Here is an 11,923-nt window from a genome sequence, read left to right as displayed (position 1 = left end):
GGTACTGCGTCACAGTGGGAGAGTAGGACGCCGCCGTTTTTAAGAAACGTGAGAGAGAGGGGGGGATAGGATCTCACCCTCCTCCCCCGGAAAAAAAAGGTGAAGGAGAGAGTCTCGAGTCCGAGGCTCTCTCCTTTTTTATTTTCTCTCTCCAAAAATCATTTTGCTTATCTGAGACCTTTGAAAAATAAGGAGGTGGAGGGAAGAGGAGTTCTTGGCATAAAACGGAGGGAGGGAAAAGGGTGGCAGTAAGGAGTGAAAGTAGTTGTAAATCCCCCCTTTGAGGAGCTACTTGCACGAGCTCCTCAAGGGTGGTTATGCCTTATCCTACGGATGAGGACATAATTATCCCCGGGGTTCTGTATAAATTAAAGGCGATGCTTTCAAGAATGTTTTGAGTATGGGTCTTGGCAAGTCCCCGGTATCGACATCGTCCGCCATGAAACCACCGGCGAATACTGCCAAAGGTGCGTTCGATGGTGCTCCGTATCGGACCGATTGCTTTGTTTCGTTGCTTCTCTTCCTCGGTCAATGCCCTGTTGCGTTGTGCCTTGTGCATAATGCCGTCTTGAAGGTGATGGGTTTGCAGGTAGGAACGATTTTCCCCGCAAGCATATCCTTTGTCCGCCAAGACGGCTGTACCTTGAGGTATGTTTGCACCCTGCAATAGCGGAATAAACTCCTTCGTGTCACTGCGGTTCGCTGCTGTCGTTATCACCTTTTGAACAATGCCTTGAACATTGGTCAGACAATGCTTTTTGTATCCGTAGTGATAACGCTTTTGTTTGTACACCCAACGGGCTTCTTCATCCGTCCCTTTACGCCGGCGGACAACCTGTTTTTGATAATCCTCCTCTGCCTCTTTTTCCGCCTCGCTCCGATTGTCTTGCCTGTCGTCTGCGACTTCAATCGTAATGCTTCCGTTGGGTTTATGCGGCGTCTCCACAAGGCTTGCATCGACAAGCACCCCTTCCCTGACCGAAATGTGATGGCGCGAAAGTTGTTTGTTAAACTGCGCCAATAGTTTGTCCATGAGACCCAACTCTGTCAGTGCCGAACGAAATCGACTGATGGTGCTGTGGTCGGGAGATACCTCTTCCATCTTCAGCCCCAAGAATCGGGAAAAGGTGATTGAATCATTGATGCGCTCCTCCAGAGCACAATCACTGAGGTTGTACCATGTCTCCAAAAGCAACATCTTGAATAAGAGAATCACGTCATAAGCCGGGGCACCGATGGCATTTTGTCGCTTCGTGTATTTCTTGTTGATCAGCGTCCTGATCGGACGCCAATCGATAAGCGTGTCAACCTGATTGAGGAAGTCGTTTTGTGCTTTGCGATAACGCTTTGAAAGGAGTGCGTCTGCAAATGTTACATGCTCATCGGTATTCTTGGATTGGTATGCCATGGGAGGAATATTATGCTGTTTTTAATGCTCAAATATACAAAATAACTCCCTATTATACAATGAATTAACAAACAAAATACACACCAATCGCCGTGCAAAGGTCTCATAAGGTGAGTTCGATGTAAGTTTATGCGACTAAATCATAATTTTCGATATTTTCCAAATTCAGAGATGTCTTTTTTGTAGGGTTTGATAGTCAATTCTGTCCATAAAGTTTGACAGGAAGTTATTAGTAGAGCGATGTCTCGATTGTTTTATTTGGTAGTACTAGTGCCATTATGTCATCGCTGCACGCTTAACCTCGATAGTTAAAATTTGTCTGCCTCGGTTGTTTACAGTAGTTACCGAGGCCGTGCCGAGTTACATATTTCCTAGGGCTGACGCATTAAAATTGCATGCTTATCAGTTGTTGTGGGTTCATTCGAGCGAGTTTCTTCTGAATACGAGGGGGAATTAAAAATTGCGCTTTTCCATTGAACCATATGGCTCAATGGATTACGTTGACCTTAAAAATATTGTTCCAAATATATGGGTGAAAATAGCGAATTGTCGGTTTGCTGTTGTTATAAAAAACAATATCTTTGTTCCCATCGTAGTGGTCCCTGCTCGTCTCGAACAAGCTGAGTGGGGTGTAAGAGGGAATCGGGTGAGAATCCCGAGCAGTCCCGCTGCTGTAAGCTTTTACCGCCGTGTCGGTTTTGACATGCGGACTCTTGTCGCTTTCCAAATGATGCCACTGTTCATTCTCCACTATTAGAGGTGGAGCTGAATGGGAAGGCGCGACAAACAGAAAAGAGATGAAGTAAGCCAGAATACCTGCCTCTACGAGTTGCCTATAAAGTATGGAGAGAAGACCTCGAGGAAAGGAGTCTCCCCGGCACTAAGAGAATAGATCTCAGGAAGTATTTTTTTACAATAACGTATTACAATGGAAGAGGTAATCCTTCGCATCGTAAAGCGTGATGGTCATGTGCAGTCGTTCGATCCGGAAAAAATCCGTCAGGCGATAATCAAGGCTTATCGCGCAGGAGGTGTGCACGAAGAAGCTGCACGTATCGACAATATTGTCCAGTCTGTAACCGATTTTGCTCGTCAGAGCGGTGAGCTTGTCACCGTGGAACAAATACAGGATCGTGTCGAGGAGGAACTGATGCGTTTGAATCCTTTCATTGCCAAAAAATATATTATCTATCGAGAGTGGCGCACCGTAGAGCGTGACAAGCGTACATCCATGAAGCATACGATGGACGGCATCGTAACGATAGAGAAGAACGATGTGAATCTGGGTAATGCCAACATGAGCTCGCATACTCCTGCAGGTCAAATGATGACTTTTGCTTCGGAAGTGACTAAGGACTATGCCAGCAAATATCTGCTTTCGCTACGCTATAGCAGAGCACACAGGGCAGGAGATATACATATTCATGATTTGGACTATTATCCGACCAAAACCACTACATGTGTCCAGTATGATATAGCAGACCTTTACGAACGGGGGTTCCGTACCAAAAACGGCAGCATCCGTACACCGCAGAATATCCATAGCTATGCAACGCTGGCTACCATCATATTCCAGACCAATCAGAACGAACAGCATGGCGGACAGGCTATCCCGGCCTTTGATTTCTTCATGGCTCCGGGTGTGCGCAAATCGTTCGTCACGCACCTCATAGAGCGTCTCCGCTTCGTGCTCGAGCTCCGGCAGCCAACCAATACCGACTTAAGTACGACTCTTCCCAAGGCTATTCGGAACCTAACGCCGCTTTTGACAGATTCACCTCAGGAGGCCGGGAGGCTATATGAGGGACTATGTTCGGCGTCTTTTCCTTTTTCGAGTACAGAGGTGGAGATCGCTCTTGCCACAGCTTTCCGAAAGACGCGTAAGGATACGCATCAGGCTATGGAAGGCTTCATCCACAACTTGAATACGATGCACTCTCGTGGAGGCAATCAGGTTGTATTCAGCTCCATCAATTACGGTACTGATACTTCGCCCGAAGGTCGAATGGTAATGGAGGAGCTGTTACGTGCCACGGAGGAAGGTTTGGGGCATGGTGAAGTACCCATCTTCCCGATTCAGATCTTCAAAGTCAAAGAGGGAATCAACTATTCCGAAGCGGATGTAAAGTCGGCATTGGAAAACTTCGACGATGCGATGGCCGGCAAGGTGCTTTTCTCTGCTCCGAACTTCGATTTGCTGCTGAAGGCATGTGCCACGACAGCCAAAGCTCTCTTCCCGAATTTCGTCTTTCTCGATACGCCATTCAATCTGCATGAGGATTGGCGAGCAGACGATCCCAAGCGTTATCTGCAAGAGGTGGCTACCATGGGTTGTCGTACGCGAGTGTTTGACAATGTAAACGGCCCGAAATCGTCGATCGGACGAGGCAATCTCTCTTTTACCTCTATGAACCTTCCCCGTTTGGCTATCGAAGCCAGACATGAGGCAGAAGAGAACTGCCCTGATGGCGACAAGGAAACGATACGCAGTGAAGCACGCCTTCTGTTCCTGGAAAGTGTTCGCCGAATGTCTACACTCATTGCAGACCAACTCTATGACCGCTATTGCTATCAGCGTACAGCACTAGCACGCCAATTCCCCTTCATGATGGGGAATGATGTTTGGAAGGGCGGTGCTGCCTTAGAACCGAACGAGGAAGTGGGCGATGTCATCAAATCCGGTACTCTCGGTATCGGTTTTATCGGAGGGCACAACGCGATGGTGGCCATCTACGGTGAAGGACATGCTCACAACAAGGCGGCTTGGAATACGCTATACGATGCCATTTCGGTCATGAATGATGTCGCTCAGGAGTATAAACGGAAGTATCATCTGAATTACTCTGTCTTGGCTACTCCGGCAGAAGGTCTTTCCGGTCGTTTTACACGAATGGATAGAAAACGCTACGGGATTATTCCCGGGGTAACGGATTTGGACTATTACGTCAATTCTTTCCATGTGGATGTTCGCGAACCGATAGGTATAGCTGAAAAGATCAAGTGCGAGGCCCCTTTCCATGCTATTACCGGCGGTGGCCATATTACTTATGTAGAGTTGGATGGCGAAGCCAAGAAGAATGTATCGGTTATCCTCAAAATTGTCAAGATGATGAAGGATGAAAACATCGGCTATGGTTCGATCAATCATCCTGTGGATACCTGCAAGGGCTGTGGCTTCAAAGGTGTGATCTACGACAAATGTCCTGTATGCGGCAGCGATCGGATAGCTCGCTTGCGACGCATCACTGGCTATCTGACAGGGAGTCTCGATACATGGAATTCAGCCAAACAGGCCGAAGAGCACGATCGTGTAAAACACTTATAATACATTAGAAACGCCACCAAGTGCGGGAGCAGGTGTCCGAAAGCATCGAATCATACGGCATCAGGCTACTGAACGTCTATCGCGAAACTATTTGCGACGGACCGGGCTTGCACTATTCTATCTATTTGGCTGGTTGTCGTCACGCATGTCCCGGTTGCCACAATCCCTCCAGTTGGGATCCGGAAGCCGGTGTATTGATGACGGACTCGATCCTCGGCAATATCATCCGAGAGATCAATGCCAATCCTCTATTGGATGGGATCACACTCTCCGGAGGCGATCCCTTTTACAATCCTGCCGGACTTACCTGCCTGCTGCAGAGACTGCGTGCATCCTGTACCTTGCCGATATGGTGTTATACGGGATACACACTCGAACAGTTGAAGACCGATCTGATGCTTTCCGCTCCTCTTGCTTTGATCGATGTTTTGGTCGATGGCCCATTCGTGCGCGAGCTGTTCGATCCCACATTACTGTGGCGTGGTAGCAGCAACCAGTGTATTATTCGGTTGCATGAGAATTGAATCCGTCATGCAAACTTAAAAATCAGGGCTGACGCATTAAAAACAGCTTTCTAAGTACTTTTACAGTCGTTAAAGCCCCGTTAGTTATGTATCATTCTCTATTTGAAAGTCCATTTCTCCTGTATTGCAAAAGATTCCACCCGAGTTAGTTATGTATCATTCTCTATTTGAAAGCCTCTGCATGGTTCCGGGCCCACGGATAGAGCGTAAAAAAATTTATCCTCTTGACTTTTTACTGCTGATCGTTTTCCTCTCTACACTCTCAGGCAATACCTCCTGGTATGAGATTGAAGATTATGCCGAGGAATACGAAGAAGAATTGAAAAGTCTATACGAAATGCTTACCGGCCATCAGCTTATGCATACCATGCCTTCTCATGATACTCTCAACAGGAGCATCAGTCTGTTGGATGTAGAAGCTTTTGAGGGGGCTTATAAGCGATGGATTGAAGGCTTTATCTCGGCTACTTCGGGTAAACATATTTGCATTGATGGCAAGACGATGCGGGGAGTGAAGAAACTCTCTTTTGATACACAATCCCATGTCGTCTCTGCCTTTTCACCACAAGATATGTGCAGTCTTGCCCAACTCTACATCGACCGAAAAACAAACGAAATACCTGCCATACATCAACTTCTTGATTTGCTGGACTTGAACGGGGCTGTTGTCTCCATTGATGCCATAGGTACACAGACAGCCATTGTCGAACAAATCATCGATAAGGGCGGAGACTATGTATTGTGTGTTAAAGCGAATCAAAGTTTGAGTCTGCAAGAGATTGAAGCCTATTTCTGCCCTCTTTTTCAGAAACATATCCTCCTTGACGAACAGACGGAACTATCTCACGGACGCATAGAAACACGTCGCTATGAAAGTATTCTCAATCCCTTGGAGATAGAAGCCAACGAGGTATTAACTCGCCGGAAAGGCTTGAGGTCGATACACAAAGTTGTACGCAAACGAAGGGATAAAAAGAGTGACAAAACGAGTGAAGAAGTGGCCTACTACATTTCGTCATTAACAGATGTTTCTTCATTGAAACAAGCTATTCGTGGGCATTGGGCGATAGAGAATAAGTTACACCACTGTTTGGATGTCTATTTCGGACACGATGCCTCGCACAAGAGAACAAGGAATGTGGCGCAGATTATGGATATCATTCAAAAGATTAATTTACTCATTATAGAGAGACTAAAAACGAATATGAAGTCCTCAATCCCTCGCATCCAAAAGAAACCGGCTCGAATGAAGCCACAACAACTAATCACAATACAATTTTAATGCGTCACCCCTGACTTAAAAATGTCGGAGTAAAGTAACTAAGAGAAAAAGCACTATATTTGCAGACCTAAAATAAAAGAAACTCAACCATTTAATTCTGAGCATAGTATTATGACGAAAGCTGACGTAGTGAACGCTATTGCGAAGTCGACAGGGATTGATAAGGAAACGACCCTGAAAGTCGTAGAGTCGTTCATGGACACTATCAAAGACTCCCTTTCGGAAGGTGATAATGTATATCTCCGCGGATTTGGTAGCTTCATTGTGAAGGAAAGAGCTGAGAAGACAGCACGTAATATTTCGAAGCAGACGACTATCATCATCCCCAAAAGGAATATTCCGGCGTTTAAGCCTTCGAAAATCTTTATGAGTCAGATGAAACAAGACTAATCATAGTTTAACAATAAAACATTAAGCATTATGCCTAACGGAAAGAAGAGAAAGAGACATAAGATGGCTACGCACAAGCGTAAAAAGAGACTGAAGAAGAATCGCCATAAAAAGAAGAAATAAAAGAGACGAAGATATTCCATCTCGAATTATTCTCGGCAAACGCGGTCTGTGAGCGAGTACTTTGTGGTCTGATTTCCGTATCAGTACCGCTCCGCCCACAGGCCGTATTTGCTTACTTGTATTTATAATCATCAAGACAATCCTACCATTAAGTGAACAGCGAATTAGTAATTGACGTTAAGCCCAAAGAGGTATCTATGGCCGTCCTGGAGGATGGCAAACTCGTGGAGCTTCAACGCGAACCGCGCAATCTTTCTTTTGCCGTGGGGGATATTTACCTCGGTAAAGTGAAGAAGGTGATGCCCGGTCTGAACGCTGCTTTCGTGGATGTAGGATACAAGAAGGACGCATTTCTTCATTATCTCGATTTGGGCTTGACTTTCGATGCTCAGCAGAAGATGATGGAGATGATGACAAAAAGCAAATCGATTCCATCCTTGTCCAAAGTGCCCCTCGGCAGCGACCTCCCTAAAGAGGGGAAGATCGCAGATGTGCTCAAGGCCGGACAGCAGATCTTGGTGCAGATAGCCAAAGAGCCGATCTCTACCAAAGGCCCACGCCTGACTGCCGAGCTTTCTTTTGCCGGCCGTTCATTGGTTTTGGTACCCTTTGCAGACAAAGTGTCGGTGTCTCAGAAGATTCGTTCTGCCGAAGAGCGAGCACGCTTGCGGCAGTTGATTATCAGCATCAAGCCCAAGAATTTTAGCGTTATCATACGCACTTCTGCTGAAGGTAAACGGGCATCCGAATTGGACAAAGAGCTGCAGAGCCTACTACGTCGTTGGGACGACAACATCAAGAAGCTTTTGCGTGCCAAGGCTCCGTCTATTGTTTATGAGGAAGCCAGCCGTACTCTGGGACTCTTGAGAGACAACTTCAATCCCTCTTACCAGAGTATTATTGTCAATGACAAGGCTTTTCGGGACAGTTTGAGCGACTATGTCGAGTTGATAGCTCCGGGACGGGAGGAAATCGTTCAGTATTATCAGGGCGAACTACCCATTTTCGACCATTTTGCCATTACGAAGCAGATTAAAGCTCTCTTCGGACGTACTGTTACGTATAAGAGTGGTGCTTATCTGATTATTGAGCAGACGGAGGCCATGCACGTGGTGGATGTTAATAGCGGTAACCGCTCGCGTGGCAGTACCGAGCAGGAAGCAACGGCTGTCGATGTCAATATGGCTGCAGCTGAAGAGCTGGCCAGACAATTGCGCTTGCGCGATATGGGTGGTATCATCGTAGTGGACTTCATCGATATGAGCGAAGCCCAGCACCGTCAGCAGTTGTACGAACACATGGTCAAATTGATGTCGGCCGACAGAGCGCGACACAATATCTTGCCATTGAGCAAATTCGGCGTTATGCAGATTACGCGTCAGCGTGTTCGTCCGGCGATGGTCATCCATACCGAAGAGTGTTGTCCCACATGTTTGGGTACCGGCAAGGTAGAATCCTCCATACTCTTCACGGATCAGCTGGAAGAAAAAGTGGCCAAAATGGTCACGGAGCACCAAGTCAAACAATTCGTTCTTCACGTACATCCATACGTGGCAGCATACCTCAAGAAAGGTTTCCTTTCTTCTATCTTGAAGAAATGGAAACTCAAGTATGCCAAGGGGATCAAACTTATCCCCGATGAGAGTCTGGGATTCCTGGACTACACATTTTACGACTACGACGGCAACGAGCTGGATATTTTGGATGAATGATACAGAAATATCCTTCGCGTCTGCTTGAGAAGGCGATAGACCAATTTGCTACATTGCCGGGTGTAGGGCGCAAGACAGCCCTGCGCCTGGCTTTGTACTTATTGCGCCAACCTGTGGAAAATACCCGTCAATTTGCAGCAGCCCTTGTAGATCTTCGGGAACATATTTCCTATTGCAGGCGCTGTCATAATATCAGTGATTCCGGTGTTTGTACTATCTGTGCAGACCCCACTCGGGATCAGAGTACACTCTGCGTAGTAGAGAATATCCGTGACGTTATGGCTATCGAGAATACCTCACAGTATCGAGGCTTGTATCATGTACTCGGTGGAGTCATATCTCCCATGGATGGGATCGGCCCGGGCGATTTGCAAATAGATTCTTTGGTGCATCGAGTAGCTTCTGAGCAGATTCATGAGGTTATATTGGCTTTGAGTACGACGATGGAGGGCGATACTACCAACTTTTTCCTCTTTCGCAAGTTGGAGTCTACCGGCGTTCGGGTCAGTGTAATTGCTCGAGGCATTGCTATAGGCGATGAGATCGAATATGCCGATGAGATTACCCTCGGTCGTTCTATTCTCAATCGTACCGATTTCTCCGACTCAGTCAAATTCTGATATTCCATGACCGACCTTTTCTCTTCAGAGCAAGTACGGCTCCGAGCCCTTGAACCGGAAGATTTGGACTTTCTCTACCTATGGGAAAATGATGCCGAATTGCGTGAGAGTGGCAATATGCTGGTACCTATCGGACGCAATCGGCTGAGAGAATATATCAAAAAGAGTTCTGAGGGTTTGATGGAGTTGGGCATGATGCGTCTTGTCATCTGCTTGTCGGATGACGATAAGCCTATCGGTGCGATAGATCTGTATGAGTACGATGCCTTTCATCGACGTGTAGCCGTAGGGTTATTCGTTATTCCCGAATACCGTCGGCTGGGAATAGCCGTCGAGTCTCTCCGCAAGATATCCCATTATGTTTTAGACTATTTACGCTTGCATCAGATCATCGCCTATGTGCTGGAAGATAACAAGCCGAGCCGGATGCTGTTCGAAGCTGCCGGCTTCGAGCATACAGCCACCCTCCGCCAATGGATGTGGCATGCCGGCGATTATTCTGATGTTTTGCTTTATCAGTTATGGAAAAGATAGTTCCCCCTGCTGTCCGAATAGAAGAGCTGCGCCGCATTCTGCGTGAGCACGAATACAGGTATTACGTTCTCTCATCTCCGACTATCGATGACTTCGAGTATGACGCCATGATGAAGCAGCTTGAGGAGCTGGAACGGGAATACCCCGAATGGGATAGTCCTGACTCGCCTACGCATCGTGTCGGAAGCGACAAAACGGAAGGATTCGCTTCCGTTCGCCACGACAGACCGATGCTTTCCCTCAGCAATACATATAATTACGATGAGATTGGAGATTTTTATCGTCGCGTGTCCGAAGGACTTCAAGGCGCACCTTTCGAAATCGTTGCAGAGCTGAAATTCGACGGACTTTCCATTTCGCTTATCTACGAAGATGGTATGCTGGTGCGTGCCGTTACCAGAGGCGATGGAATAATGGGAGATGATGTAACGGCTAATGTCCGTACCATCCGATCTGTCCCTTTGCGACTAAGAGGCGATGATTATCCCCGTATGTTGGAAGTTCGTGGAGAGATATTGCTCCCGTTCAAGGAATTCGATCGGATCAATGCCCAACGGGAGGCCGAAGGGGAGCCTCTATTTGCCAATCCGCGCAATGCCGCTTCCGGTACCATTAAGCAGCTCGACCCCCATATCGTAGCCGGACGAAACTTGGATGCTTATTTCTACTATCTATATAGTGATGAGCCTTTGGCAGAGAATCATTACGACCGACTGATGCAGGCGCGTCAGTGGGGTTTCAAAGTCTCTGATGCCGTCACACTGTGCTGTAGTAAGGAGGATGTATATGCCTTTATCGATCGTTTCGATACCGAGCGCCTGACATTGCCCGTAGCTACTGATGGTATTGTCCTCAAGGTAAATGCTCCGGCTCAGCAGGATTTGCTTGGCTTTACGGCCAAAAGCCCACGTTGGGCTATTGCCTATAAGTATCAGGCCGAGCGAGTACGTACTCGTCTGCAGCATGTAAGCTATCAAGTAGGGCGTACGGGGGCGGTCACACCTGTGGCCAATCTCGACCCAGTACTGATATCCGGTACGGTCGTGAGACGCGCCAGCCTGCATAATGCTGATTTTATTGCGGAGAAAGACCTTCACGAGGGAGACTTTGTCTATGTGGAAAAGGGTGGAGAGATCATTCCCAAGATAGTGGGTGTGGATACGGATGCACGCAGTATCGATGGCAGACCTATAGTTTTTACAGTGCTCTGTCCAGACTGTGCTACACCATTGGTACGCGAACAGGGAGAAGCTGCCTATTATTGCCCGAATGCCGAGGGCTGCCCACAGCAGCAGAAAGGACGGCTCGAACACTATTGCGGACGCAAGGCGGCAGACATCAATATCGGCCCGGAGACGATCGAATTGCTTTATAGCCGCAATATGATTCGTAACGTTGCTGACTTTTATGCCCTTACGGAAGAGCAGCTACTCACTCTGCCCGGCTTCAAAAAACGGGCTGCTGCCAAACTTTTGGACAGTATCGAAGCCTCCAAAGCCCGTCCGTATCAGGCCATTTTGTTCGGATTAGGTATTCGCTTTGTCGGAGAAACCGTAGCCAAGAAACTTGCTGCGGTCTATCCTTCTATCGATGCCCTGGCCGCTGCTACGAGCGAGGAATTAGTACAGATAGACGAGATCGGGGAAAGAATAGCTGCTGCTGTACTTCATTTTTTCAGCCTTCGGCAGAACAGGGAGTTGATCGAACGACTTCGTTTGGCCGGTGTATCGTTGGAAGCTGAGACGGTTTCCGTGCCGGTTTCTGCTCGTTTAGCCGGAAAAACGGTTGTTATCAGTGGTACATTTGAAAAGTATAGTCGTGATGAGTACAAAGCTATGGTAGAGGACAATGGCGGACGTATGGCCGGATCGGTTTCGTCCAAGACCTCTTTCATTCTTGCCGGATCGGATATGGGGCCGAGTAAGAGAGAGAAAGCAGAGAAGCTCGGTGTGCGGCTGATGAGTGAAGAGGAATTTCTCCGTCTGATAGAAGAATAGGGTAGAGG

Annotated in this window: 9 protein-coding genes, 1 rRNA gene, 1 pseudogene and 1 riboswitch (1 of these 12 cut by a window edge); of the genes and pseudogenes, 9 read left to right on the top strand and 2 right to left on the bottom strand. The window is 47.4% G+C overall.

Annotated features, from left to right (window positions below):
- A 5S ribosomal RNA gene (rrf, locus tag PGN_RS06665) occupies nucleotides 1–39 on the top strand; it begins 72 nt to the left of the window's first position.
- A 128-nt stretch (nucleotides 40–167) separates the two neighbouring features.
- On the opposite strand, the pseudogene PGN_RS11955 reads toward rrf, so the two are convergent.
- Together PGN_RS11955 and PGN_RS06660 are read right to left on the bottom strand one after the other, a co-directional pair.
- A pseudogene (locus PGN_RS11955) lies at nucleotides 168–298 on the bottom strand (DNA methylase).
- Between the two features lie 24 nt (nucleotides 299–322).
- The gene (locus PGN_RS06660; protein ID WP_012457639.1) at nucleotides 323–1,408 is read right to left on the bottom strand and encodes an IS5-like element ISPg8 family transposase; all 1,086 of its coding nucleotides are present in this window, start codon (nucleotides 1,406–1,408) and stop codon (nucleotides 323–325) included.
- Nucleotides 1,409–1,987: 579 nt separating this feature from the next.
- Nucleotides 1,988–2,247: riboswitch (cobalamin riboswitch) on the top strand.
- An 89-nt stretch (nucleotides 2,248–2,336) separates the two neighbouring features.
- Here PGN_RS06660 and PGN_RS06650 point away from each other — a divergent pair.
- The 8 genes from PGN_RS06650 to ligA all read left to right on the top strand — a co-directional run bounded on the left by PGN_RS06650 (nucleotide 2,337) and on the right by ligA (nucleotide 11,915).
- Nucleotides 2,337–4,733 carry an anaerobic ribonucleoside triphosphate reductase gene (locus PGN_RS06650; protein ID WP_012458242.1) on the top strand — a complete coding sequence of 799 codons (2,397 nt, stop codon included), beginning with the start codon at nucleotides 2,337–2,339 and terminating at the stop codon, nucleotides 4,731–4,733.
- A gap of 32 nt (nucleotides 4,734–4,765) precedes the next feature.
- Nucleotides 4,766–5,257: an anaerobic ribonucleoside-triphosphate reductase activating protein gene (gene nrdG, locus PGN_RS06645; RefSeq protein ID WP_080504445.1), complete on the top strand. Its 492-nt coding sequence runs from the start codon at nucleotides 4,766–4,768 to the stop codon at nucleotides 5,255–5,257.
- A gap of 151 nt (nucleotides 5,258–5,408) precedes the next feature.
- On the top strand, nucleotides 5,409–6,539 hold the full coding sequence (locus PGN_RS06640; protein WP_012458240.1) for an ISAs1-like element ISPg2 family transposase: 1,131 nt from the start codon (nucleotides 5,409–5,411) through the stop codon (nucleotides 6,537–6,539).
- 111 nt (nucleotides 6,540–6,650) lie between these two features.
- The gene (locus tag PGN_RS06635) at nucleotides 6,651–6,929 is read left to right on the top strand and encodes an HU family DNA-binding protein (protein WP_004584585.1); all 279 of its coding nucleotides are present in this window, start codon (nucleotides 6,651–6,653) and stop codon (nucleotides 6,927–6,929) included.
- A gap of 320 nt (nucleotides 6,930–7,249) precedes the next feature.
- Nucleotides 7,250–8,764: an Rne/Rng family ribonuclease gene (locus PGN_RS06630; RefSeq protein WP_004584583.1), complete on the top strand. Its 1,515-nt coding sequence runs from the start codon at nucleotides 7,250–7,252 to the stop codon at nucleotides 8,762–8,764.
- Nucleotides 8,761–9,384 (top strand): recombination mediator RecR, encoded by a 624-nt coding sequence (gene recR / locus PGN_RS06625; RefSeq protein WP_012458238.1) that lies wholly within the window; start codon nucleotides 8,761–8,763, stop codon nucleotides 9,382–9,384. The genes PGN_RS06630 and recR overlap by 4 nt, the downstream gene beginning before the upstream one ends.
- A gap of 6 nt (nucleotides 9,385–9,390) precedes the next feature.
- Complete coding sequence (locus PGN_RS06620) at nucleotides 9,391–9,918, top strand: GNAT family N-acetyltransferase (RefSeq protein ID WP_012458237.1); 528 nt, start codon at nucleotides 9,391–9,393, stop codon at nucleotides 9,916–9,918.
- Nucleotides 9,906–11,915: an NAD-dependent DNA ligase LigA gene (gene ligA, locus PGN_RS06615; RefSeq protein ID WP_012458236.1), complete on the top strand. Its 2,010-nt coding sequence runs from the start codon at nucleotides 9,906–9,908 to the stop codon at nucleotides 11,913–11,915. The genes PGN_RS06620 and ligA overlap by 13 nt, the downstream gene beginning before the upstream one ends.
- Nucleotides 11,916–11,923 lie beyond the last annotated feature (8 nt).

Source organism: Porphyromonas gingivalis ATCC 33277 (assembly GCF_000010505.1).
Classification (GTDB): domain Bacteria; phylum Bacteroidota; class Bacteroidia; order Bacteroidales; family Porphyromonadaceae; genus Porphyromonas; species Porphyromonas gingivalis.
Note: the sequence above shows the minus strand (reverse complement) of the source record. Positions and strands in the feature narration are given on the sequence as shown.